Genomic DNA, 26,085 nt, shown 5'->3' on the forward strand with positions numbered 1-26,085 from the left:
ATGATTGCGATAAAAGTGGAGTTGATCGCTTCGATGTTGACAAGGCGCGCGCCTTGTTCCACCTGAATGATCAGATTGACCGCAATTGCCAGAGAAAACCATGACGTCACACGCCGATTATGATCCCAAGCCGCGCCGGTCCTCGGTTGCTGTCGATGTCGGTGGCGTGATTGTCGGTGGTGGCGCGCCCGTCGTTGTGCAATCCATGACGAATACCGATACCGCCGATATCGACGCGACCGTCCAGCAGGTCGCAGCCCTGTTCCGCGCAGGCTCCGAGATCGTGCGCATCACCGTGGACCGCGACGAAAGCGCCGCTGCTGTTCCGAAGATTCGTGATCGTCTCTTGCGGCTTGGCCTCGATGTGCCGCTGGTGGGTGACTTCCATTATATCGGCCACAAACTTCTGGCGGACCACCCCGCTTGCGCCGAAGCGCTTGCGAAGTATCGCATCAATCCCGGCAATGTCGGCTTCAAGGACAAGAAGGACAAGCAGTTCGGCGATATCGTCGAAATGGCGATCCGTTATGATAAGCCGGTGCGCATCGGCGTCAACTGGGGTTCGCTGGATCAGGAATTGCTGACGACCCTGATGGACAAGAACAAGGATCAAGGCTTTCCGCTGTCGGCCCGTCAGGTCACCCGCGAAGCCATCGTCCAGTCCGCACTGATTTCTGCTGAGCTTGCCGAAGACATCGGCCTGCCCCGCAACCGCATCATCCTGTCGGCAAAAGTCAGCCAGGTGCAGGATTTGATCGCCGTCTATTCCATGCTGTCGGAACGCTCCAACCATGCGCTCCATCTGGGCCTCACCGAGGCAGGCATGGGCTCGAAGGGCATCGTCGCCTCATCCGCCGCCATGGGTTACGTCCTGCAACATGGCATCGGCGATACCATCCGCGTGTCGCTGACCCCTGAGCCGAATGGTGATCGCACCCGCGAAGTGCAGGTGGCGCAGGAAATCCTCCAGGTCATGGGCTTTCGCCAGTTCATTCCCGTGGTTGCCGCCTGTCCCGGCTGCGGGCGCACCACCTCCACGGTGTTTCAGGAACTGGCACAAAACATCCAGAACGACCTTCGCAAGAACATGCCGGTCTGGCGCGACAAATATCCGGGCGTGGAAGCGCTGAACGTCGCGGTCATGGGCTGCATCGTCAATGGCCCGGGTGAAAGCAAGCATGCCGATATCGGCATCTCGCTGCCCGGCACCGGCGAAAACCCGGCTGCTCCCGTCTTCATCGATGGCGAGAAAGCCCTGACGCTGCGCGGCCCCGATATCGCCAAGGATTTCGAGGCACTGGTCATCGACTATATCGAAAAGCGTTTTGGCCAAAAGGATGCGGCGGAGTAGGTTTCGACCGTGAAAATGCCGAAATTCACCTGTCTTACCTTACGTGAACTCACGGAGCACTGGAATTCATGATCAAGAAGTTTATCGTTCTTGCGCTTGCCGCAACCTATCTTTCCGCCTGCACGACCACCGACCCCTACACAGGTGAGCAGAAGGTTTCCAATATGGCTGGCGGCGCCGGTATCGGTGCTCTCGCAGGTGCTGTCGGTGGTCTCGCCATCGGTGGCGGCAACAAGGGCCGCAACGCCTTGATCGGTGCTGGTATCGGCGCGCTGGCCGGTGGCGCTATCGGCGGATACATGGACAATCAGGAATCCGAGCTTCGCCAGCAGCTTCAGGGGACGGGCGTGTCCGTCACGCGTCGCGGCGACAGCATCGTTCTCAACATGCCGTCCAACGTCACATTCGCAACGGATCAGGATCAGGTCATTCCACCATTCTACCCGACGCTGAATTCGGTCGCCATCGTGCTCAACAAGTTCAACAAGACCTATATCGACATTAACGGCCACACAGACTCCACTGGCAGCCTTGCCCACAATCAGGGCCTATCGGAACGTCGTGCAGCATCCGTTGCAAACTATCTCGGTGATCGTGGCGGCGTCGACCAGCGACGCATCTCGACCATGGGCTTTGGCCCATCGCAGCCGATCGCCTCCAACGCAACGGCAGACGGCCGCGCCCAGAACCGCCGTGTCGAGGTGCTGATCTCGCCGCTGACACAGAATTGATCTGCGGCTTTCAAAGGAACTGTCATCCAGCAAAAAGCCCACCTTGCGGTGGGCTTTTTCGTCTGTGCAGTAATGCAGCTTACTCGCCGTAGGCAATCAGCAAATCCTTGGCGTCGATCTGGTCGCCCGGGCGCACCAGAACCTCGGCCACCTTGCCGTCGCGTTCCGCATGGAGCGCCGTCTCCATCTTCATGGCTTCGATGGAAACCAGCACGTCGCCTGCCTTCACATCCTGCCCCTGATTGACGAAGACGCGGGAGATGACGCCCGGCATCGGCGCGCCGACATGGGCGGCATTGCCCGGCTCGGCCTTACGGCGCACCGCAGAACCCGTCGCGCCATGGGCGCGGTCCGGTACCTTGATGCGGCGCGGCTGGCCATTGATCTCGAAGAACACCGTGACCATGCCCTTGTCATCAATGCCGGATGAGGCCTGATTGACGATGACAAGCGTCTTGCCGCGCTCGATATCGGCAAACAGTTCTTCGCCATCCTGCATGCCGTAGAAATAGGCGGGTGTCGGTAGAACGGAGACAGGGCCATAGGTTTCAGACGCCAGCGCAAAGTCGGTGAAGACCTTCGGATACATCAGGTAGGAGGCGAATTCGAAATCATTGACCGGACGCTCCAGCTTGGTTTCGATCTCCTTACGCTCCGCATCCAGATCGGCGTCCTCCAGAAGCGAACCGGGACGAACCGTATAGGGCTGCTCGCCCTTCAACGCCTTTTTCTGGATAGCCTGTGGCCAACCGCCCGGCGACTGACCCAGATCGCCCTTGAGCATCGAGACGACCGAATCGGGGAAGGAGACTTCCTTGTCCGGGTTTTCGACGTCCGCCACCGTCAGGTCCTGGGACACCATCATCAGCGCCATATCACCCACCACCTTGGAAGATGGTGTGACCTTGACGATATCGCCGAACATCTGGTTGACGTCGGCATAGGTCTGCGCGACCTCGTGCCAACGGCTTTCGAGACCCAGCGAGCGGGCCTGTTCCTTGAGGTTGGTAAACTGACCACCCGGCATTTCGTGGAGATAGACTTCTGAGGCCGGACCCTTGAGATCGCTCTCAAAGGCCGCATATTGGCCGCGTACCGCTTCCCAATAGAAGGAAATGCGGCGAATCCATTCCGTGTCGAGACCCGTATCGCGCTCGGTGCCTTTCAGCGCCTCCACGATAGAACCAAGGCATGGCTGCGAGGTGTTGCCCGAGAGCGCATCCATCGCCGCATCCACGGCATCCACACCCGCTTCCACTGCCGCAAGCACCGTGGCTGCGGAAATACCGGACGTATCATGCGTATGGAAATGGATCGGCAAACTGGTCGCTTCACGCAGAGCCTTGAAAAGGATCCGTGCGGCGGCTGGCTTCAGCAGACCCGCCATGTCCTTGACGGCGATGATATGCGCGCCCGCCTTTTCGAGTTCGGCAGCAAGAGTGGTGTAATATTTGAGGTCGTATTTCGGGCGAGCGGAGTTCAGGAGATCGCCCGTGTAGCAGATGGTTGCTTCGCAGAGCTTGTTCTCTTCCGCGATCGCATCCATCGACACGCGCATATTCTCCACCCAGTTCAGGCAGTCGAACACGCGGAACAGATCGACGCCGCCCTTGGCCGCCTGACGGACGAAATATTTGACGACATTGTCTGGGTAGTTCTTGTAGCCGACGCCGTTGGCGCCGCGCAGCAGCATTTGCAGCAGCAGGTTTGGCGCACCTTCGCGCACCAGCGCCAGACGCTCCCACGGGTCTTCGGTCAGGAAGCGCATGGACACGTCAAAGGTCGCGCCGCCCCAGCATTCTAGCGACAGAAGCTGCGGCAAGGCCTTGGCGTAGACGCTGGAAACGCGAGCGATATCATGGGTGCGGACGCGGGTTGCCAGCAGTGACTGGTGGCCGTCGCGCATGGTCGTATCCGTTACCAGCACACGCTTTTCATTGCGCATCCACTCGGCAAAGCCCTTCGGACCCAGCTTGTCGAGCAACTGCTTGGTGCCATCAGGCGTCGGCTGGTCGATGTAAGGCACGATGGGTGCCGGTGCATTGGCGGCAGGCTTCACGCGGCCCTTTGTTTCGGGATGGCCGTTGACGGTGACATCGGCCAGATAGGTCAAAAGCTTTGTCGCACGGTCCTGACGCTTGACCTGTTCGAACAACTCCGGCGTCGAATCGATGAAGCGAGTCGTGTAGGTGTTTCCGACAAAGCTCGGATGGCTGATGATCGCTTCGAGAAAGGTCAGGTTCGTTGCAACGCCGCGAATACGGAATTCGCGCAACGCACGGTGCATGCGGGCAATGGCTTCGTCCGGCTGCGGTGCCCAGGCCGTGACCTTGACCAGCAGCGGATCGTAATAACGGGTGATGATCGCGCCCGAATAGGACGTGCCGCCATCCAGACGAATGCCGAAACCGGATGCCGAGCGGTAGGCGGTGATGCGGCCATAATCGGGAATGAAATTATGTTCCGGGTCCTCAGTGGTGATGCGGCACTGAAGTGCGTGGCCGTTGAGACGAATGTCCTTCTGCGCAGGCACACCCGATTCCGGCGTGCCGATGGTTTCGCCTTCGAGGATGTGGATTTGCGCCTTGACGATATCGATGCCGGTGACGACTTCGGTGACCGTATGCTCCACCTGAATACGCGGATTGACTTCGATGAAATAGAATTTGCCGGTATCGGCATCCATCAGATACTCGACCGTGCCAGCACCGACGTAGTTGGTGGCACCGGCAATCTTCAGCGAGTAATTGGCCAGTTCCTGACGGCGCTCTTCCGACAGGTAAGGGGCAGGCGCACGCTCCACCACTTTCTGGTTGCGACGCTGAATGGAGCAGTCACGCTCGAACAGATGCACGACATTGCCATGGGTATCGCCGAGAATCTGGCTTTCAACGTGGCGCGCGCGCTCCACCAGCTTTTCCAGATAGACTTCGTCCTTGCCGAAGGCAGCCTTTGCCTCGCGCTTGGCTTCTGTCACCTCACGGGCAAGGTCTTCCTTCTTTCTGATAGCGCGCATGCCGCGACCGCCGCCGCCCCAGGATGCCTTGAGCATCACCGGATAGCCGATCTCCTCGGCCATGCGCTCGACCTCCGCCATATCGTCGGGCAGAGGCTCGGTCGCAGGAACGACCGGAACGCCAACCGAAATGGCGAGATTACGTGCGGCCACCTTGTTGCCGAGGCGGCGCATCGTATCGGCGGTCGGGCCGATGAAGATCAGACCCGCCTCGTTGCAGGCCTCCACAAATTCAGGGCTTTCCGACAACAGGCCGTAACCGGGGTGGATCGCATCGGCACCCGAAAGCTTGGCGACACGGATGACTTCCTCGATCGAAAGATAGCTTTCGATTGGTCCCATATCCTTTGCCAGATGCGGGCCGCGACCCACTTGATAACTTTCATCCGCCTTGAACCGATGCAGCGAAAGCTTGTCCTCTTCAGCCCAGATCGCGACCGTTTTTATGCCAAGCTCGTTGGCCGCACGGAACACACGGATCGCAATCTCCGAACGATTGGCGACAAGGATTTTCGATATTTTCAAGACGGCCTCCCAAACCTCGCGAGCACACATATATGCTGCACCGCGAAATTAAGCAGTAAATCTCACCGTTGGAAAGGGCGTTTTTGGCGATGGCCGTACTGTGTCACCCACCGGAAACGTTTCAGGCGATAAAGCCGTTACGAAGTGCGATGGCCACCACGTGCTGGCGATTTCTGGCCCCGAGCTTGCGCTGAATGCCGTTGATGTACCAATCCACCGTATGGCTGGAAATCGAGAGACTCTTGCCGATCTCAGGTGACGTGAAGCCCTGAGTCAGCAGGGTCAGCACGTCCAGCTCCCGTTTCGTGAACTGTGTACCGGCCAGATCGGGCATGGAGAGGACCTCTTCGGACTGGCCCGAAAAGTCTAGAAGACGCCAGAATGCCACGCGCATGGCCGTATCGATGATGAACAGTTCCGATGTCGATAACAGCCTGCCATCGCCGAAAATGAAAACGCCACCCAACAGTCCGCTGCGACCATGAATCGGGAACGCATAGCCTTCCCGCAGGCCGAACCGTGCCGCATCCTGAAACAGCTTGGCGGCGCGTTTGCGCTGCGTCGCCTGCGGCAGCATCGCCACCACGTCGCGACAGCGAAATGGCTGATGCAGCAAACCCAGCGTCCGCTTGACGGGATCGATGGCACCGTATTTCTTGGCGTGGTAAACTTCTTTCCAGCCGCTGGGCAGATGCTCCGCCAGAACGGTTCCGGTAAATGTCAAATCTTCCGCATCACGCTGCATGATGCGATAAAAATTGAAACCAAGACGACGTATCAGCTCATGGAATGAGGAAAGAAAATCGTCCTCGGTTTTTGCCTCGTAACACTGAGTCAAAAACTGAAAAACATTGTGCATAGAAGCGATTACCCTGCAAAAAATGAAACATGTGCCGACTTTTGCTGAAAGACGTTCCTCAAACCGGGAACGCGAACTGCCTGGATGAATCGCCTGCGTTAAATTCTACCTTATAAGGTAATCAATCCTTAAAACCATACCGCGAAATCTTGCATGGTCGTCATGGGTCGAATTTTCAACCAACTGGTCTTTTTTTGCATCAGCCGTCACGGAGCACCCTGCCGTTAAGCGCGCATTCATGTAGAAAGAGCGATAAAACAACAGCTTGCATAGTCGCTTACGCTTATATGCACCCACCTGACGCCTTGACCGGCGCTGCTTGACGGACATGAAGACGGGATTTGGGAATTGACACTGTTTCAGGTTTATACTCGCGCCCTGCGCTACCTCGCCAACAACAAGTGGCGTGTCACCATCGTCGTTGTCGCAAACATCATTCTTGCCGCGATCACCATTGCGGAACCGGTGCTGTTCGGCCGTATCATTGATGGGCTTTCATCGGGCTCCATCCCGGTCAACATCCTCATCATCTGGGGAGCTTTTGCGCTGTTCAACACGGTTGCCTATGTTGCCGTCGCGCGTGAGGCGGACCGGTTGGCGCATGGGCGCCGTGCGTCCTTGCTGACGGAAGCCTTCGGGCGGATCATCTCCATGCCGCTTTCATGGCACCACCAGCGTGGTACATCCAACGCACTGCATACGCTTTTGCGCGCCAGCGAAACGCTGTTCGGCCTGTGGCTGGAATTCATGCGGACCCACCTTGCGACATTCGTTGCGCTGATTCTTCTCATCCCGACAGCCATCTCCATGGACCTGCGCCTCAGTCTGGTTCTTATGGCGCTGGGCATCGTCTACTGGTTTATCGGCAAGTGGGTTATGGAGCGCACCAAGGAAGGTCAGGCATCCGTCGAAGAGCATTACCACACGGTCTTCGCCCACGTCAGCGATTCGATCAGCAACGTATCGGTCTTGCACAGCTACAACCGCATCGAAGCGGAAACAAAAGCTTTGAAGTCGTTTACTGAGCGGCTTCTCAGCGCGCAGTATCCGGTTCTGGACTGGTGGGCCTTTGCAAGTGCGTTGAACCGAACCGCCTCTTCGGTTTCGATGATGATCATTCTCATCGTCGGCGCGATCCTGGTGAAGAACGGCGAATTGCGGGTTGGTGACATCATCGCCTTTATCGGCTTTGCGAACCTGCTGATCGGCCGCCTGGATCAAGTGCGCGCTTTCGCCACCCAGATTTTCGAGGCACGCGCCAAGCTCGTCGACTTCTTCAAGCTCGAAGATTCCGTGCAGGAGCGTGAAGAGCCGACAGGCGCCATCGAACTCGGTCAGGTCTCGGGCAAGGTCGAATTCCGCAACGTCAATTTCGGCTTTGCCAACACCAAGCAGGGCGTTCACGACGTGTCGTTCACGGCCAATGCGGGTGAGACGATCGCTATCGTCGGCCCGACAGGTGCCGGTAAAACGACGCTGATCAACCTGCTGCAACGGGTCTATGATCCCAATGGCGGTCAGATTCTGGTCGACGGCACCGATATTTCGACGGTCACCCGTCAGTCTCTGCGCCATTCCATTGCCACCGTTTTCCAGGACGCCGGTCTTCTCAACCGCTCGATCCGCGATAACATCCGCCTTGGTCGAGATACGGCGACGGACGATGAAGTTGCGCAGGCAGCAGCGGCAGCGGCAGCCACTGACTTTATCGACAGCAGGCTGAACGGTTATATGACGCAGGTCGGTGAACGCGGAAACCGTCTCTCCGGCGGTGAGCGTCAGCGTATCGCCATCGCCCGCGCCGTCCTGAAAAACGCGCCGATCCTTGTCCTCGACGAAGCGACCAGCGCGCTCGACGTGGAAACGGAAGCACGCGTGAAAGATGCTGTCGATGCGCTGCGCAAGGACAGAACCACCTTCATCATCGCCCACCGCCTGTCCACCGTGCGCGATGCCGATCTGGTGCTGTTCATGGACAATGGACGCATCGTTGAAAAGGGCACGTTCGATGAGCTCAGCATGCGCGGCGGTCGCTTCTCGTCACTGCTGCGCGCCAGCGGCCTGCTGAACGACGACGAAAAGACCGGTGCGCCGGTGCTGTCCCTGCCTGCAAAGTCGGCCTGATCGCTGACCTCGTTAGCGGCATCAGCTCAAACAAAAGCCCCGGTCGATGCCGGGGCTTTTTCGTATCTCGATAAAGATTTAGATCAGTAGTTGTCTTCTTCCTCGTCGTCCTTGCGGGTCGACTTGAGCGAGCTGAGCTTGGCGAAAACGGCGTTTGCGTCGATTTCTTTTTCTTCTTCGCGCTCATAGTTGAAGCCGAGGCCTTCGGTCGCAGCGGCTGGCTGCAACGTTGCGTCCAGCTCTTCCTGCGTTGGCAGCGGACGACCGCGCGATGCGCGCTCGACTTCAAGGTCGAGATCGATCTGGCTGCAAAGGCCAAGTGTAACAGGGTCCATCGGTGTCAGGTTGGCAGAGTTCCAGTGTGTGCGGTCGCGAATCTGTTCGATGGTGGACTTGGTCGTGCCGACGAGGCGCGAAATCTGCGCGTCCTTCAGTTCGGCATGGTTACGCACCAGCCACAAAATGGCGTTCGGGCGATCCTGACGCTTGGAAACCGGCGTATAACGCGGGCCACGACGCTTGGATTCAGGCACGCGAACCTTTGGCTCGGACAGCTTAATCTTGTGGGCAGGGTTGGCTTCAGCCTTGGCGATCTCGTCGCGGGAAAGCTGGCCGGTGGAGATAGGGTCCAGACCCTTAATGCCCTGTGCAGCTTCGCCATCGGCGATTGCCTTGACTTCTAGCGGATGCAGCTTGCAAAACGTTGCGATCTGTTCGAACGACAGCGCAGTGTTGTCCACCAGCCAGACGGCCGTTGCTTTCGGCATAAGCAGTGTTTGAGCCATAGATACAGTCCTTCTGTCCGTCCGCTCCGGGGGCGCGGGCCGTGGAGGTTAACCACTAATTTCCGGGATATGAGCGGTCTATAGCCGCATTGCATCAGAATTGCAATTCTTTGCGAAACAAATGACCTTTGTCTAATTGCCTGAGGTCACTGAACTGCTATGAATCTGGCACATGACTGGAGATGAGGAGTCTCTGGTTCTTATAAAGACGCAAGCGGCCTTGAGGAGGAATTCATGTCTGCCAAAATCTATCCGGTTCTGAAATCTGCAAAAACACGCACGCTGATCGACAATGACCGCTACCTGAAATGGTACGAGCAGAGCGTGGAAGACCCCGATGCGTTCTGGGGCAAACACGGCAAACGGATAGACTGGTTCAAGCCTTACACCAAGGTCAAGAACACCTCTTTCAAGGGCAAGGTGCCGATCAAGTGGTTCGAGGACGGCCTGACGAACGTCTCCTACAACTGTATCGACCGCCATCTTAAAACCCATGGAGAGCGCACCGCGATCATCTGGGAAGGCGACAATCCCTATATCGACAAGAAGATCACCTATAACCAGCTCTATGACGCCGTTTGCCGCCTTGCCAATGTGATGAAGAAGCACGGCGTCAAGAAGGGCGACCGCGTCACCATCTATATGCCGATGATCCCCGAGGCGACCTATGCCATGCTGGCCTGCGCCCGCATCGGCGCGGTCCATTCGGTCGTGTTCGGTGGTTTCTCCCCGGATGCGCTGGCAGGCCGCATCGTCGATTGCGAATCGACCTTCGTCATCACCTGCGATGAGGGCGTGCGCGGCGGAAAGCCCATTCCGCTGAAGGAAAACACCGACAAGGCAATCCACATCGCTGCCAAACAGCACGTCATCGTCAACAAGGTTCTGGTGGTGCGCCGCACCGGCGGCAAGACGAACTGGGCGCCCGGTCGCGACCTCTGGTACCATCAGGAAGTCGCCAGCGTAAAACCCCATTGCGAGCCCGCCAAGATGAAGGCGGAAGACCCGCTCTTCATTCTCTACACCTCGGGCTCAACAGGCAAACCGAAGGGCGTGCTGCACACCACTGGCGGCTATCTGGTCTACGTCTCGATGACGCATGAATATGTGTTCGACTATCAGGATGGTGAAATCTACTGGTGCACCGCCGATGTCGGCTGGGTCACGGGTCACTCCTATATCGTCTACGGACCTCTCGCCAATGGTGCAACGACACTGATGTTCGAGGGCGTACCGAATTTTCCCGATCAGGGTCGCTTCTGGGAAGTCATCGACAAACATCAGGTCAATATCTTCTACACGGCACCGACCGCATTGCGCTCGCTGATGGGTGCAGGCGACGAATTCGTCAAACGCTCTTCGCGCTCCAGCCTGCGACTGCTGGGCACTGTGGGTGAGCCGATCAACCCCGAAGCATGGGAGTGGTATTACCATGTCGTCGGCGAGGATAAGAGCCCTATCGTCGATACATGGTGGCAGACGGAAACAGGCGGCATTCTGATTACGCCGCTTCCGGGCGCGACTGACTTGAAACCCGGTTCCGCAACCCGCCCCTTCTTCGGGGTCCAGCCGCAACTGGTCGATGCGGAAGGCAATGTTCTCGACGGTGCCGCAGATGGCAATCTGTGCATCGTCGATAGCTGGCCCGGCCAGTCCCGCACTGTCTATGGCGATCATCAGCGCTTCATCGAAACCTATTTCTCCACCTATAAGGGGAAATATTTCACCGGCGATGGCTGCCGTCGCGATGAGGATGGCTATTACTGGATCACCGGTCGCGTCGATGACGTATTGAACGTCTCGGGCCACCGACTGGGAACGGCTGAAGTGGAATCGGCGCTCGTATCTCACAATCTGGTCTCGGAGGCCGCCGTGGTAGGATATCCGCATTCCATCAAGGGTCAGGGCATCTATTGCTATGTCACCCTGATGGCGGGCCATGACGGGGACGATGCCCTTCGCAACGAGCTGATCAAGCATGTGCGCAACGAAATCGGCCCGGTGGCGACGCCGGACAAGATCCAGTTCTCTCCCGGCCTGCCGAAAACCCGCTCCGGCAAGATCATGCGTCGCATCCTGCGCAAGATCGCCGAAGACGATTTCGGCGCGCTCGGCGATACATCGACCCTTGCCGATCCAGCCGTTGTCGATGACCTCATCGAAAACAGACAGAACAAAGCTGCGTAAATCGCATTTTGATGTCTAGATAGTCACCCGGTCGTCTCGCGATGACCGGGTTTTTCTATCCATGCATGTCGCTTCGATTGCTGTTCGCAACACGACAGACCGGTTATGCCCTTATGCGCTCTTTCAGCGGCACCTGAAATGTGCACAGTGCGGCAACGGGAGGAAACCGACATGAATACAAAAGATCACAACATTTCTTTTATCGGCACCGGCCTGATGGGTGGTCCCATGGCGCGCAATCTGATGATGGCAGGCTTTGGTGTCCGCGTCTGGAACCGCAGCGTCGAAAAGGCGCAAGCCCTCGTCGCCGATGGCGCTGTCCTGGCAGCGTCACCGGCAGAAGCGGCAACGGGCGCCGATATCGTCATCACCATGCTCAGCGATGGCGCAGCCGTTGGCGACGTTCTGTTCGACCGGGGCGTTGCCCATGCGCTTGGAAAAGGCGCCGTGGTGATCGACAGCAGCTCCATCGCGCCGCCCATTGCCCGTGAGCACGCTGCGAAACTTGAAGCACTTGGCGTCCATCACATCGACGCCCCGGTTTCGGGCGGAGTCGTCGGGGCAAAAGCCGGAACTCTCGCCATCATGGCCGGTGGCGATGAAGCATTGATATCAAGCCTCTCCGAAGTCTTCGCAGCCATGGGCAGGCTGACCTATGTCGGCCCCTCCGGTGCAGGACAACTCTGCAAGCTCGCCAACCAGCAGATCGTCGCCATCACCATCGGCGCAGTGGCCGAAGCGATGATGCTGGTGGAAGCAGGTGGCGCCTCGCGTGAAGGCTTCCGCAACGCCATTCGCGGCGGCTTCGCCGAAAGCCGCATTCTGGAATTGCACGGAGAGCGCATGGTCAAGCGGGACTTCGAGCCCGGCGGCCCATCCAAATTCCAGCTAAAGGACCTGAACGGCGTTCTGGCGACGGCAAAGGACCTTTCCCTGACCCTGCCGCTCACGCAAAACATCACGCAGGCATTCGATGATTTCGTCAACGATGGCGGTGCCGATGTCGACCACAGCGGAATTCTTCTATATCTGGAAAAACTGAACAACCGCGAAAGATAGGCCGTCCACGCGGCAATCTCATCACCTGCATATTCGCGGTCTTATTTATTTGCCAATCTTGTCATATGGTGACTTTTATCAAGTTATATTATGACATATGGTCGCCGCCAGCTTCGAGGCACCTACCCGTGCCGCATCATCAATGACCTCTCGGTCGTCTCATAAACAGTGGGGTGGCGTGTTTAACGGCCCGTCCCAGCATCAAGGAGCAAATCAATGACCATCCATCAGAACCTTATCAACGGCGAGTGGATCGGCGCCGATACGTCGAAAAACATCAATCCATCCGATACCAACGAGGTCGTGGGCCTTTATGCGCAAGCGGGTGCCGAAGAGGCCAAGCAGGCCATTGATGCCGCCAAGGCCGCATTTCCGGCATGGTCGCGCTCCGGCATTCTCGAGCGTCACGCGATCCTGAAGAAGACTGCGGACGAAATTCTGGCCCGCAAGGAAGAGCTTGGTGCACTGCTGGCGCGTGAAGAAGGCAAGGTTCTGGCAGAAGGCATCGGCGAAACCATCCGTGCCGCCCAGATTTTCGACTTCTTCGCTGGCGAAGCCCTGCGTTTGGCCGGTGAAGTTATTCCTTCGGCACGCCCGAACATCGGCGTCGAAGTGACACGCGAACCGCTCGGCGTCATCGGCATCATCACGCCGTGGAACTTCCCGATTGCCATTCCGGCCTGGAAGATCGCACCGGCGCTCTGCTACGGCAACACCATCGTCTTCAAGCCCGCCGATCTCGTTCCCGGCTGCGCATGGGCCATCGTCGATATTCTCCACCGCGCCGGTCTGCCCAAGGGCGTTCTCAACCTCGTCATGGGTCGCGGTTCCGTCGTTGGTCAGGCCATGCTCGACAGCCCGCATCTGTCCGGCATCACATTCACGGGATCGACAGGCACGGGCCAGCGCGTCGCTGCATCCTCGCTGCCTTTCAACCGCAAATTCCAGCTGGAAATGGGCGGCAAAAACCCGTTCGTCGTGCTGGATGATGCCGATCTCGACGTGGCCGTAGAGGCAGCCGCCAATTCCGGCTTCTACTCAACCGGACAGCGCTGCACCGCATCGTCGCGCATCATCGTCACCGAAGGCATTCACGACAGGTTCGTGGCCGCCATGACCGAGCGCCTTGCCAAGATCAATGTCGGCAATGCCATGGACAAGAGCACCCATGTCGGTCCGGTGGTCGATGAAAAGCAGCTGAAGCAGGACACCGATTACATCGAAATCGGCAAGCAGGAAGGCGCGAAAGTCGCTTTCGGCGGCGAAATCGTCAAGCGCGACACGCCCGGCTTCTTTCTTCAGCCAACGCTTTTCACCGAAGCCACCAACAGCATGCGGATTTCGCAGGAGGAAATCTTTGGGCCTGTGGCCGCTGTCATCCGCGTCAAGAACTACGACGAAGCGCTGGCCACAGCAAACGACACGCCGTTTGGCCTCTCCTCCGGCATCGCCACCACCAGCCTCAAGCATGCGACGCACTTCAAGCGCAATGCAGAAGCGGGCATGGTCATGGTCAATCTGCCGACGGCAGGCGTGGATTTCCACGTGCCCTTCGGCGGTCGAAAGGCATCCTCCTTCGGCCCGCGTGAGCAGGGCCGATATGCCAGCGAGTTCTTCACCACAGTGAAGACGGCCTACACACTGGCCTGACCTAAGCTGTGCTTCCACGAAATCCCCGGCATCGTCCGGGGATTTTTTTTGCCCCTTTCCCAGCCTCGATTTTTGCCTATGGTGACGCCGACGAAATATCATCTGCGGGAAGAGCATGACAGACATCACGATGATTGAAGCGGCACGCCAGCGCATCGGTTCGCAGGCAATCCGCACACCACTCTTGTCATCGCATTTTCTGGATGAAATCGCAGGGCGCAGGATTTTCGTGAAAGCGGAATGCCTGCAACGTACGGGCTCCTTCAAGTTCCGTGGCGGCTGGTCGGCGGTATCGGGGCTGGAACCGGCAGTGCGTCAACGCGGGGTTATCGCCTTTTCATCCGGCAATCATGCCCAGGGCGTCGCACTCGCTGCGGCATTGCATGGCGTTCCCTCCGTCATCATCATGCCCCACGACGCGCCAAAAATTAAAATCGAGAACACCAAAGCCTATGGCGCGGAGGTCGTGCTGTTCGACCGCGCAAGGGATGATCGTGACGCAATCGGTGCCAGACTGTCACAGGAACGGGGTCTGACGCTGATCAAGCCTTTCGATGAACCCCTCGTCATCGCCGGTCAGGGAACGGTCGGTCTGGAAATTGCCGAGCAGGGACAGGAACTGGGAATAGAGACAGCCGATGTTCTCGTGCCCTGCGGCGGCGGCGGCCTGACATCGGGTATAGCGCTGGCGCTGGAAGCTAGGGCACCGCAATATAGGGTGAGAACGTGCGAGCCCGAAAAATTCGATGATGTCGCACGCTCTCTGGCATCCGGCAAAATCGAGCGGAACGACGCGCTGTCCGGTTCCGTTTGCGACGCCATCATTACACCTCAACCCGGCAACATTACCTTCCCGCTGATGGTGGAGCATTGCGGCAGAGGCATTGCGGTGACTGAAGATGAAGCGCTCCGCGCCATGGTGCTGGCCTTCCTGCGGCTGAAAGTGGTGGTCGAACCCGGTGGTGCGGTAGCCCTTGCTGCTGCGCTTTTTCATGGCAGGGACTTTAACACCGATACCGTGATAGCCGTGGCGTCGGGCGGCAATGTCGACCCAGACGTCATGGCGGTGGCACTGGAACGCTTCGCTGCCTAGCATGATCACGGCATCGCTATTTAAACGTTACTCTGGTGTTAACATTTGTGTTGAACCAGAGGCGGTGCTGCGCGTTACTTCCTCGAAATCGGGGAGATCGATGCGGGTTGGGAGGCTTTCAACGATCCATATTTTTCCCGATTGGCCCAACATATGGAAAATCATCTCTACAGAAATAGTCGGAAATAGCGATATTCTAGCATCCATAGTCGCAACGCCGTTCAATCGGCCAAGGTCAACGAGGGAGGGTTCGATGTCTTATTCCAAAGCCGGAAAAATCAGAGATTTCACGCCATCGTCTGCACCAACAAAGGGCTGGCAGGCGATCGTCCATACCGCCCTCATCGGCGTGTGCTTTGCCTTCGTTGGCGCTGTCATACTCGGCTTAGTGCCCTGAGCGTTCAATAATTTGAGACAAAACGGCTGGTTCTATGACCAGCCTTTTTTACGTTTCACGCCTTCAAATAATCTTCAGCAAGCTCGACCCAAAACTCCGTGCCGATAGGCAGAATGTCGTCGTTGAAATCGAATTTGGGGTGGTGCAGCGGCGGATCATTCTCCGTTCTCTGGGTGCCGAGGAAAAAGTACGCGCCGGGACGTTCCTCAAGCATATAGGCGAAATCTTCTGCACCCATGGTAGGGCGCGGCATTTCCATGACCTTGTCGGCTCCGGCAAAGCGGGTTGCCAGATCGACGATGTAGTCCGTCTCGGCCTTATGGTTGATCGTCGGGTTGTAACCGCGTTGGTAATCGAGCGTCACACTCATGCCATAGCTTGCCGCCTGTCCTTCGGCGATCTGGCGAATGCGCTTTTCAAGTTCATCTCGAGCAGCAGCATCGAAAGAGCGGATCGTCAGCAACATTTCCGCCGTTTCGGGAATGACATTGCTCGCCACCCCTGCATGAAAGGCCCCTACCGTCACGACCGTCGGCGTCAACGGATGGATATTGCGCGACACGATGGTTTGCAGCGCCATGATGATGCTGGCGCCAGCGACGATGGGATCGAGCGCGCTTTGCGGTTCAGCGCCATGCCCGCCGTAACCGTTGACCGTGACTTTGCATTCGTCCACTGCCGCCATGATAGGACCATCGCGCAACACGAAATGACCAAAGGGCAGACCGGGCTCATTGTGGAGCGCAAACACCGCATCACACGGAAAGCGCTCGAACAGCCCGTCCTCGATCATCATGCGCGCACCACCGAAATTTTCTTCGGCAGGCTGGAAGATCAGATGCAATGTGCCATCGAAATTGCGGCGCTCGGCGATGATCTTGGCGGCGCCCAGCAGCATGGCCGTATGTCCGTCATGCCCGCAGGCATGCATGACGCCCGGAGTTTGACTGGCGTAATCCGCACCTGTTTCCTCATGGATGGGGAGTGCATCCATATCGGCGCGAATGCCGACCGACCGATGACTACTGCCGTTGCGCAAAGTCGCGACCACACCGGTGCCAGCCAACCCACGCGTCACGGAATAGCCCATGGCCTCCAGCTTCGATGCTACGAAATCCGAGGTCTTGAATTCGGAAAGACCGATTTCCGGGTTGCGATGCAGGTGCTGGCGGATTTCAACGACACCAGGCATGTGATTGGCAATAGCTGCGGTGTGTTCTGGCTGTGTCGTCATTTCTGCATCCGGCATGTTTCGGCAAGGGTAAATTTTAACGATCTCTGCCTAGCAGTATTACCACCTCCTGATAAGACCGAAGGAGGGCTTGCAGCCACCAAACCGACTTTGACGATGTCAGCACATTTGTGAAAGCGGCAGCGGTTGCATGGAACCGAAATTGCCTGAAGTCATTCCTTGCGTAGGCCAGCCAATTGCCGTTCAGAAAGGCTGGACATCCGGGGGATTTCATGACGAGATGGGACAAAGCCAGCATGGGGTGTTTTCGCGTTTGGGGAGTGTGCGAAAATGGTTCATGAAGCGGCGGTGCGAGTGCGCGCCACACCACATCCAACTTCCCAAATGATTGATTTTCTTGGAGACGAAGTTGCCTCATGCAGAAAAATGCCATGATAGTTGGTAACAGACGTCATGCAATCATCGCTCGCTGGTTCGCGATGGTTCAGCAAAGGTTCAGGATCAGCACGAAATAAAGCGTCCAAAGTTGTTTCAATTTCCAAAAGCAATCTGAAACAAGTTCCGGTTACATAGACCAGACCCTCACAGAGTGCAGAATACGAGCCGATGTCATTTCATATTACGCCGACCGCCGCCGCCCGTGATTCAGAAGCAAAGCAGATCGATCACAATGATTCGATACGCTCCGTCTACTTCACCATTGAGGAGTTGAGGGATTGCGGAGCCGAACTGTCCAAATCCGGGGCCGATGGCCTGCCGGGTTTCATGGAGTTCGATTTCTTCGCGCGCCATCGTGAAAACGAAAAGGAAATCCTGCGCGTTTATCGCACAACGGCGGTCGATGCCGAAAATGGCGCGACGATCACGCCTGCTGCGGAATGGCTGCTCGACAATCACTATGTGATAGAAGAGGCCATTCAGGAGGTCCGCCGCGACTTCCCGCGCAAATTCTATCGCCAGTTGCCGACCGTGAAGATCGGCAATGTCGAGATACCGCGCGTGATGGCACTGGCATGGCTCTATGTTGCCCACACACACAGCACGATTTCACGCGAAAGCATGACGGCGCTGGTCGAGGGTTACCAGACATCGCAGACGCTCCAGATTGGTGAACTCTGGGCCCTGCCCTCAATCCTTCGCTTCGTTCTCATCGAAAATCTGCGCCGGATTTCTATTCGCGTCGAGCGCTCGCGCCGCATGCGTCAGCGGGCAAACGAGGTCGTTGATGAGATCATCCGCCTCAACGATGCAGAGGCGTCTGCGAGCGTCTTGAAGCAGATCGACCAGTTGGTGGATGACCCCACCTTCTCGACCCAGTTCCTCTATCGCCTCAGAAACGGTTCGCAGACCTCCGGTTTTGCCCTGAACTGGCTGGAAGAGCGCCTTCGCAGCGCCGGCACAGATGCCGAAAACATCATGATGGCGGAGCATAACCGCCTCGCCTCTGGCAATGTGACGATGGGCAATATCGTCAGAAGCCTGCGCGAAATCGACGATACCGAATGGTCCGTCTGGTTCGAGGAAGTCAGCCATATCGACAAGGTTCTGCGCGAGCAGACCGATTACGATACGCTCGACTTCGGATCGCGCAATACCTATCGCAACACCATCGAGCTGCTGGCTCGCCGTTCCCCGAAGACGGAAATCGAAGTGGCGCAGACCGCGACCGATATGGTCGCAGAAACCGCCAGTTCCGATCAAAAATATCCGCACGCACCCAATGTTGGCAGCTTCCTCATCGGTCAGCGCCGCAAGGAGCTGGAAGAGCGGATCGGTTATAATCCATTGTTTGCCCAGCGCGTCGTGCGCTTTATGCGCCGCTTCAACTGGATGTCCGTCGCTGTGCCCGTCATTGCGCTCACGGCACTGGCCATGGCCATCGTCGGCTGGTTCCTCGCAGATGCGGGTATGCCGTGGTATGTGGTCACCGCGTTCCTGCTGATGTTCGCGCTTCCCGCCTCCGAAGGTGCAACCGGCCTTTTCAACACGGTCGTGACATTCTTCGTCAAGCCGTTCCGTCTGGTTGGATACGAGTTCAAGGAAGGCATTCCGCAGGATGCGCGCACCCTTCTTGCCGTTCCCTGCATGATCACCAGCCGCGACAGCGTGGACGAAATGGTCCGCAATATCGAGGTTCACTACCTCGCCAATCCGCATGGAGACATCTCCTTCGCGCTGATCAGCGACTGGCGCGATGCGCCGTATGAGCAATCGGCTGAGGACGTCGAGATTCTGGAATATGCCAAGCGCGAAGTCGCGGCCCTTTCCGCCCGCTATGCGTTCGACGGCAAGACGCGGTTCTTCCTGCTTCACCGCCGTCGCCTCTACAACCCCGCAGAAGATTGCTGGATGGGTTGGGAGCGCAAGCGCGGCAAGCTGCATGAACTCAACATGCTGCTGCGTGGCGACAAGGATACGACCTTCCTCAACGGTGCCAACATGGTGCCCGAGAACGTCAAATACGTCATGACGCTGGATGCCGACACGCGCCTGATGCGCGACGCCGTCACCAAACTCGTCGGCAAGATGCACCACCCGATCAACCGCCCGGTCCACGATCCCGAAACAGGCCGCGTGATCCATGGTTACGGCCTGCTTCAGCCCCGCGTGACGCCTTCGCTCACGACGGGTAAGGACGCGTCCGTCTTCCAGCGCGTCTTCTCCATCAACCGCGGTATCGACCCCTATGTCTTTACCGTGTCTGACGTCTATCAGGACCTGACATCCGAAGGCACCTTCACCGGCAAGGGCCTCTATGACGTAGACGCCTTCGAAACCGCGCTGAAGGGCCGGATCGATGAGAACGCGGTTCTCTCCCACGACCTTCTTGAAGGCTCGTTTGCGCGTTGCGCGCTGGTGACGGACGTCGAGCTCGTCGAGGACTTCCCGACCCGCTACGAAGTCGAAGTCTCGCGTCAGCACCGCTGGGCGCGTGGCGACTGGCAACTTCTGCCTTACATCATGGATATGAAGCGCGGCGTGACCGCCATTGGCCGCTGGAAGATGATCGACAATCTGCGTCGTTCGCTGACACCGCTTGCCTGGTTCGTCGCCTCCGTTCTCGGCTGGTACTTCATGGGCCCGCTCGGCGCGCTGATCTGGCAGATCCTGCTGATCTTCTCGCTGTTCGTCGCACCGACCCTGTCGCTCCTGTCTGGTCTCGTTCCACGCTCCACCGATATCGTGCCACAGGCGCATTTCCACACGCTGTGGTCAGAAGTCCGCGCCACCAACGCGCAAGTCGCACTCCGCATCGTCTTTATTGCCGACAGCGCCTGCATGATGGCGGATGCCATTGGCCGCTCTCTCTACCGCCTGTTCGTCAGCGGCAAGCTGATGCTGGAATGGCGCACCGCCGCCTCCATTCAGTCGAGCGCGCAGGGCACCATCTTCGATTATTACCGTCAGATGTGGCATGCCCCCGTGGTTGCACTTCTGGGCCTGATGTTTGCCTCGCTGCCCGGTGACAACGCGTTTCTGGTCGGCCTTCCCTTCGCGCTTCTGTGGGTCTTTTCGCCTGCCGTTGCATGGTATGTCAGCCAGTCTGCGGAAACCGAAGATCGGCTGTTCGTGTCCCAACACGTCTCCGGCGAGTTGCGCAAGATCGCGCGGCGCACATGGCGTTATTACGAGGCTTTCGTCACCGCAGGCGAAAACTATCTGCCGCCTGACAACTATCAGGAAACACCAGAGCCCATCGTCGCCAGCCGTACCTCGCCAACCAATATCGGCGTCTACCTGCTGTCGGTCATCTCGGCGCGCCAGTTCGGCTGGATCAGCTTCTCGGAAACCGTCGAGCGGATGGAAAAGACCATCGAGACGGTCGAGAAGATGGAGAAGCATCGCGGCCACCTCTATAACTGGTACCACACGGATACGCTCCAGACACTTGGACCTCGCTACGTCTCTGCGGTCGACAGCGGCAACCTTGCCGGTCACCTGATCGCGATCTCGTCGGCGTGCCGCCAGTGGGCCGAAGCACCGTCCGCCCACCTTCAGGGCAATCTCGATGGTATCGGCGACGTTGCCGGTATTCTGCGCGAGACGTTGAAGGAACTGCCGGACGACCGCAAGAACCTGCGTCCCCTGCATCGCCGTCTGGAAGAGCGCATTATCGGCTTCTCCAACGCTCTTGCCTCCGTCAAGCGCGAGCACGAGTTTGCCTCGATCCGCGTCATCAATCTGGCCGTGCTGGCCCGTGACATCCAGAAGCTGGCCTCCAATCTCAATCTCGAAGTCAAATCGGAACAGAGCGCCGAAGTCACCCGCTGGGCGCAATCGCTGGTCGATTGCTGCGAAGCGCACATTTCCGATAGCGCCTTCGATCTCTCCACGATCGATCCGTTGCGTGACCGGCTCAACTCGCTTCGCGATCGCAGCCGTAATCTCGCCTTCTCAATGGATTTCGGCTTCCTGTACCGCAAGGACCGCCGTCTGCTGTCCATCGGTTACCGCGTGGACAGTCAGGAACTGGACGAAGCCTGCTACGACCTTCTGGCGTCCGAATGCCGCCTGACCAGCCTGTTTGCCATCGCCAAGGGCGATCTGCCGACGGAACACTGGTATCGTCTGGGCCGTCAGGTCGTGCCGATCGGTGCGCAGGGCGCGTTGGTCTCCTGGTCCGGCTCCATGTTCGAATATTTGATGCCACCGCTCGTCATGCAGGAGCGTCACGGCGGCATCTTGAACCAGACGAACAATCTGATCGTCAAGGAACAGATCAGCCATGGCCGCCGTCTCGGCACGCCATGGGGTATTTCGGAAGCGGCCTTCAACGCTCGCGACCACAATATGAACTACCAGTACACCAACTTCGGTGTGCCGACGCTGGGTCTGAAGCGCGGCCTTGGCCAGAACGCCGTCATCGCACCTTATGCTTCGATCCTTGCATCGCAATATGATCCCGAAGGTGCACTGGAAAATCTCGACAAACTGCGCAAGCTGGGCGCGCTCGGTCAATTCGGTTTCCATGATGCCGTGGACTTCACGCCGACCCGCGTGCCGGATGGCAAGGTCTGCGCCGTCGTCTACAACTACTATGCCCACCACCATGGCATGTCGATTGCGGCTGTCGCCAACGTGGTCATGGACGGCATTTTGCGTGAACTCTTCCATGCAGATCCGGTGATCGAAGCCGCCGAACTGCTGCTTCAGGAAAAGGCTCCACGCGAAGTACCCGTCGTAAGCTCCAAGTACGAACCGGAAACTCCCGGCAAGGAACAGGCAGACCTTCTGCGGGCCGAAGTGCGCAGCATTGCAGATCCCGCCGTGCGCGACCGTGAAGTCGTGTTCCTCTCCAACGGCCATTATTCCACCATGCTTACCTCAACGGGGGCGGGCTATTCCAAGTGGAATGGTCTGGCGATTTCCCGTTGGAAGGCCGATCCGACCGAAGATCGCTGGGGTACGTTCCTGTTCCTGCGCGATACCGTCTCTGGTGACTGGTGGAGTGCGACCGCTGAGCCACGCGTAGCTGCGGGCGAAAAGACCAAGACCGTTTTCACCGACGACAAGGCAGAATTCCACAAGACCGTTGGCGATCTGCAAAGCGTGGTCGAATGTATCGTTGCGACCGAGCACGATGCAGAAGGCCGTCGCGTCACGCTGCTCAATGTCGGCTCGGAAGATCGCTACATCGAAGTGACCTCCTATATGGAGCCCGTCATCGCCAATGAGGATGACGACAACGCCCATCCGCTGTTCTCGCGCATGTTCGTGCAGACGGAAATCGGCAAGCGTGGCGACGTCATTCGTGCCTGGCGCAACAAACGCAGCCCCGGCGAGCCGTCAACGGTCATCGCACATCTGGCCGCCGATAATGCTGGTCCAGCCCGTCCGACGGAGTTCGAAACGGATCGTGCCAAGTTCATCGGTCGTGGCCGTGCACTGAGCGAAGCGGCAGCCTTCGATGCTGGGGCAACGCTATCAGGCACGGACGGCTTCACGCTTGATCCTATCCTGTCCCTGCGACGCGTTGTGCGCGTTCCCGCAGGCAAGAAAGTCAGCGTCATCTTCTGGACCATTGCGGCACCGAGCCGTGAGGATGTGGACAAAGCGATCGATCGCTACCGCCACCCGGATGCGTTTGCCCACGAACTCGTCCATGCCTGGACGCGAACACAGGTGCAGATGCGCCATGTGGGCGTAACCTCACAGCAGGCAGCGGCCTTCCAGCATCTGGCCCGCTATCTCGTCTATCCAGACATGCATCTGCGTGCGGATGCCGATACGCTGAAAACCGGTCTTGGTTCGCAGCGGTCGCTGTGGCCGCTGGCGATTTCGGGCGACTTCCCGATCTTCAGCCTGCGTATCAACGATGACATGGATATGGACATCGCCAAGGAGGCCTTGAGTGCGCATGAATATCTGCGCGCCCGCGGCGTCATCTTCGATCTCGTGATCGTCAATGAACGCGCTGCTTCCTACGCGCAGGACATGCAGCACGCTCTCGACTTCATTTCCGAAGCACAGCGCCGTATCAATCCGGCAGATGGTGGCAGACCACATGTCTTCTCCGTTCGTCGCGATTTGATGGATGAGGAGACATGGTCTGCCCTGTTGGCTGCATCGCGAGTCGTTCTTCACGTGCGTAACGGCAAGATCGTGGATCAGGTCAACCGTGCCGTCTCGCTGTTTGCCGCCCATCGCGGGCCGGAAGGCAGTGAATCGGCTCAGGCTCGCCTGCCCGCTCCGGCTTTCCCGCAGGGCGAACCGGTGGAGGACGCCAACGATCTCGATTTCTGGAACGGTTTTGGCGGTTTCACCAAGAGCGGCGACGAATATGTCGTGCGCCTGCACGGCGGTCAGTCTACGCCGCAGCCATGGATCAACGTCATCTCCAACGAGAAATTCGGCTTCCACATCTCCGCCGAGGGCGCTGGTTTTACCTGGAGCCGCAACTCGCGCGACTATCAACTGACACCGTGGAGCAACGATCCTGTCACGAACCGTCCCGGTGAAGCGATCTACGTCGCCGATGTTGAAAGCGGCAAGATCCACTCGCCGTTTGCCGGGTTGTCGCGCAATCCCGAAGCGGTGTTCGAAGCCCGTCATGGCCTCGGTTACTCTGTCTTCCGTAGTGTCGATGAGGGCCTCGACATCGAGGTTACCCAGACGGTAGACCGTGAACGACCCGTCAAGCTGTCGCGCCTGACCATTCGCAACGTCGGTACAGAAAACCGCCGCTTGAAAACCTACGGCTATGTCGAATGGGTGCTGGGCAACAACACCCAGAAATCGGCGCCGTTCATTCTCAGCGCCCATGACGAGGCAACGGGAGCGCTGTTCGCCTCCAATCCCTACAGCATCGATTACAATGCACGCACGGCCTTCCTTGCGCTGGATGAGCCGGCTGGCAGCTTTACCACCAGCAAGCGTGAGTTCATCGGTCGCTATGGCTCCATCCAGGCACCGCAGGCCATCGTATCGGGTGCTGCCCTATCCGGCAGCGTCGAACTGGACGGTGCTCCCTGCGCCGCAGTGATGCAGGAAATTCACCTCAAGCCCGGCGAAGAACGGCGTATTCTGTTCTATATGGGCGATACCGACACGGTCGAAGACGCCCGTGCGCTGGTAAAGGACATCCGCACCGCAGATTTCGATGCGGTGCTGACCGAGAACAAGACTTTCTGGAACGGCTTTACCGGACAGTTGCAGGTGTCCACCCCGGACGCAGGCTTCAACCACATGGTCAACAGCTGGCTGCCCTATCAGGCACTGGCCTGCCGCATCCTCGCCCGCACGGCGTTCTACCAGTCGAGCGGCGCGTTCGGTTTCCGTGACCAGTTGCAGGATACGCTGGCCTTCCTGCTCTACCAGCCGGAGCTTGCTCGCGAGCAGATCCTGCGTGCGGCCGGACGGCAGTTCGCCGAAGGCGATGTTCAGCACTGGTGGTTGCCACTAACGGGCGCTGGTGTACGCACGACGATTTCCGATGACGTCGTCTGGCTTGCTCACGCCACCCATCAGTACATCGCTGCCACCGGCGACAAGGCAATCCTTGATCAGTCCATCCCGTTCCTCAAAGGCCCCTCGCTGACACCCGGCCAGCACGACGCGTTCTTCCAGCCGGAAACCAGCGAGACATCGGTCAGCCTTTACGAACATGCCGCACTTGCACTGGATCTTGCCATCCACCGCACCGGCGAAAACGGTCTGCCGCTCATTCTGGGTGGCGACTGGAACGATGGCATGAACCGCGTCGGCGTCGCCGGTAAGGGCACCAGCGTCTGGCTCGGCTGGTTCCTCGCAGGCACCCTGCGTGATTTCATTGAAATCGCGCAGGAGCGTCGCGATCTCGACCGCGTCGAAAAGTGGAAGACGCATCGCGACAAACTGCGCGCTGCCCTGGAAACGGCTGGCTGGGACGGTGACTATTACCGTCGTGGCTACTTCGACGACGGCACCCCGCTCGGCTCCATCACCAGCGAAGAATGCCGCATCGATTCTCTCGGTCAGAGCTGGAGCGTTCTCTCAGGCGAAGGCGAAGAGCAGCGCTCGGGCCAGGCCATGGATGCCGTGATGAAGGAACTTGTCGATGAGGAGACGGGCATCATCCGCCTCTTCACACCTCCCTTCTCTCGCTCGCCACAGGACCCGGGCTATATCAAGGCCTATCCGCCCGGCGTGCGTGAAAACGGCGGCCAATACACCCATGCCGCAACCTGGGTGGTTCTGGCGCTGGCGAAAATGGGTCGCAACGAGGATGCATGGAAGTGCTTCTCGATGCTCAATCCGGTCAACCACGCGCTCGACCGTCCGTCGTCTGAGACTTACCGTGTCGAACCCTATGTGGTGACGGCGGATGTCTATGGCGCAGGCGCCTATTCGGGTCGCGGTGGCTGGAGCTGGTACACCGGTTCTGCCGGCTGGCTCTACCGCGCCGCCGTCGAAGGTATTCTCGGCATCACCCGCGTCGATGGCAAGCTGCACATCGCCCCATCGCTGCCGCAGGCCTGGGATGGCTTCTCGGCCAAGATCACGCTGGAGGGCAAAGTCCGCGAGGTCGCTGTGAAGCGCAATGAGGGCTCCACGGATGTCGAGGTTTCGATCGACGGCAAGCCGGTCACCGGAACCGATAAGGCCATCGCCTTCGATTGATATCAAAAGGGGCTTAG

Annotated in this window: 13 protein-coding genes; 9 read left to right on the forward strand and 4 right to left on the reverse strand. The window is 58.4% G+C overall.

What is annotated here, in order from left to right; all coding sequences use genetic code 11:
- Window positions 1–100 precede the first annotated feature (100 nt).
- Entirely contained in the window at window positions 101–1,351 is a 1,251-nt protein-coding gene (gene ispG, locus HRR99_RS13870) for a flavodoxin-dependent (E)-4-hydroxy-3-methylbut-2-enyl-diphosphate synthase (RefSeq protein ID WP_233122138.1), read from the forward strand.
- Window positions 1,352–1,419: 68 nt separating this feature from the next.
- Window positions 1,420–2,082 (forward strand): YiaD family glycine zipper/OmpA-like lipoprotein, encoded by a 663-nt coding sequence (locus HRR99_RS13875; RefSeq protein WP_233122139.1) that lies wholly within the window; start codon window positions 1,420–1,422, stop codon window positions 2,080–2,082.
- A 79-nt stretch (window positions 2,083–2,161) separates the two neighbouring features.
- Here the strand turns inward: HRR99_RS13875 and pyc are convergent, their stop codons facing one another.
- On the reverse strand, window positions 2,162–5,623 hold the full coding sequence (gene pyc, locus HRR99_RS13880; protein WP_233122140.1) for a pyruvate carboxylase: 3,462 nt from the start codon (window positions 5,621–5,623) through the stop codon (window positions 2,162–2,164).
- Between the two features lie 121 nt (window positions 5,624–5,744).
- Complete coding sequence (locus HRR99_RS13885; protein ID WP_233122141.1) at window positions 5,745–6,482, reverse strand: helix-turn-helix transcriptional regulator; 738 nt, start codon at window positions 6,480–6,482, stop codon at window positions 5,745–5,747.
- Window positions 6,483–6,830: 348 nt separating this feature from the next.
- Between HRR99_RS13885 and HRR99_RS13890 the strand changes: the two genes are divergently transcribed.
- Window positions 6,831–8,606 (forward strand): glucan ABC transporter ATP-binding protein/ permease, encoded by a 1,776-nt coding sequence (locus HRR99_RS13890; RefSeq protein ID WP_111840475.1) that lies wholly within the window; start codon window positions 6,831–6,833, stop codon window positions 8,604–8,606.
- Window positions 8,607–8,689: 83 nt separating this feature from the next.
- On the opposite strand, the gene HRR99_RS13895 is transcribed toward HRR99_RS13890, so the two are convergent.
- Window positions 8,690–9,391, reverse strand: a complete 702-nt coding sequence (locus tag HRR99_RS13895) for a DUF1013 domain-containing protein (protein WP_162694607.1) — start codon at window positions 9,389–9,391, stop codon at window positions 8,690–8,692.
- Window positions 9,392–9,625: 234 nt separating this feature from the next.
- Between HRR99_RS13895 and acs the strand changes: the two genes are divergently transcribed.
- From acs to HRR99_RS13920, 5 genes are all read left to right on the forward strand, one after another.
- Complete coding sequence (acs, locus tag HRR99_RS13900) at window positions 9,626–11,578, forward strand: acetate--CoA ligase (RefSeq protein WP_233122142.1); 1,953 nt, start codon at window positions 9,626–9,628, stop codon at window positions 11,576–11,578.
- A 171-nt stretch (window positions 11,579–11,749) separates the two neighbouring features.
- The gene (locus HRR99_RS13905) at window positions 11,750–12,637 is read left to right on the forward strand and encodes an NAD(P)-dependent oxidoreductase (protein WP_233122143.1); all 888 of its coding nucleotides are present in this window, start codon (window positions 11,750–11,752) and stop codon (window positions 12,635–12,637) included.
- 216 nt (window positions 12,638–12,853) lie between these two features.
- Complete coding sequence (locus tag HRR99_RS13910; RefSeq protein ID WP_233122144.1) at window positions 12,854–14,287, forward strand: aldehyde dehydrogenase family protein; 1,434 nt, start codon at window positions 12,854–12,856, stop codon at window positions 14,285–14,287.
- A 115-nt stretch (window positions 14,288–14,402) separates the two neighbouring features.
- Window positions 14,403–15,380 (forward strand): threonine ammonia-lyase, encoded by a 978-nt coding sequence (locus HRR99_RS13915; protein WP_233122145.1) that lies wholly within the window; start codon window positions 14,403–14,405, stop codon window positions 15,378–15,380.
- Window positions 15,381–15,633: 253 nt separating this feature from the next.
- Entirely contained in the window at window positions 15,634–15,777 is a 144-nt protein-coding gene (locus tag HRR99_RS13920) for a hypothetical protein (protein ID WP_233122146.1), read from the forward strand.
- Window positions 15,778–15,832: 55 nt separating this feature from the next.
- Here the strand turns inward: HRR99_RS13920 and HRR99_RS13925 are convergent, their stop codons facing one another.
- Window positions 15,833–16,969 (reverse strand): M20 aminoacylase family protein, encoded by a 1,137-nt coding sequence (locus HRR99_RS13925; protein WP_422387318.1) that lies wholly within the window; start codon window positions 16,967–16,969, stop codon window positions 15,833–15,835.
- Between the two features lie 606 nt (window positions 16,970–17,575).
- Here HRR99_RS13925 and HRR99_RS13930 point away from each other — a divergent pair.
- A complete protein-coding gene (locus HRR99_RS13930; RefSeq protein ID WP_233122148.1) occupies window positions 17,576–26,068 on the forward strand; it encodes a glycoside hydrolase family 94 protein in 8,493 nt (2,830 codons plus the stop codon).
- Window positions 26,069–26,085 lie beyond the last annotated feature (17 nt).

This window comes from Agrobacterium vaccinii (assembly GCF_021310995.1).
Taxonomy (GTDB): Bacteria; Pseudomonadota; Alphaproteobacteria; order Rhizobiales; family Rhizobiaceae; genus Agrobacterium; species Agrobacterium vaccinii.

Bases quoted from the DNA above. Each gene is read 5' to 3' on its own strand.
- ispG (WP_233122138.1), top strand. From the start codon at position 101: ATGACGTCACACGCCGATTATGATCCCAAGCCGCGCCGGTCCTCGGTT.
- HRR99_RS13875 (WP_233122139.1), top strand. From the start codon at position 1,420: ATGATCAAGAAGTTTATCGTTCTTGCGCTTGCCGCAACCTATCTTTCC.
- HRR99_RS13885 (WP_233122141.1), bottom strand. From the start codon at position 6,482: ATGCACAATGTTTTTCAGTTTTTGACTCAGTGTTACGAGGCAAAAACC.
- HRR99_RS13895 (WP_162694607.1), bottom strand. From the start codon at position 9,391: ATGGCTCAAACACTGCTTATGCCGAAAGCAACGGCCGTCTGGCTGGTG.
- acs (WP_233122142.1), top strand. From the start codon at position 9,626: ATGTCTGCCAAAATCTATCCGGTTCTGAAATCTGCAAAAACACGCACG.
- HRR99_RS13905 (WP_233122143.1), top strand. From the start codon at position 11,750: ATGAATACAAAAGATCACAACATTTCTTTTATCGGCACCGGCCTGATG.
- HRR99_RS13910 (WP_233122144.1), top strand. From the start codon at position 12,854: ATGACCATCCATCAGAACCTTATCAACGGCGAGTGGATCGGCGCCGAT.
- HRR99_RS13915 (WP_233122145.1), top strand. From the start codon at position 14,403: ATGACAGACATCACGATGATTGAAGCGGCACGCCAGCGCATCGGTTCG.
- HRR99_RS13920 (WP_233122146.1), top strand. From the start codon at position 15,634: ATGTCTTATTCCAAAGCCGGAAAAATCAGAGATTTCACGCCATCGTCT.
- HRR99_RS13925 (WP_422387318.1), bottom strand. From the start codon at position 16,969: ATGCCTGGTGTCGTTGAAATCCGCCAGCACCTGCATCGCAACCCGGAA.
- HRR99_RS13930 (WP_233122148.1), top strand. From the start codon at position 17,576: ATGTCATTTCATATTACGCCGACCGCCGCCGCCCGTGATTCAGAAGCA.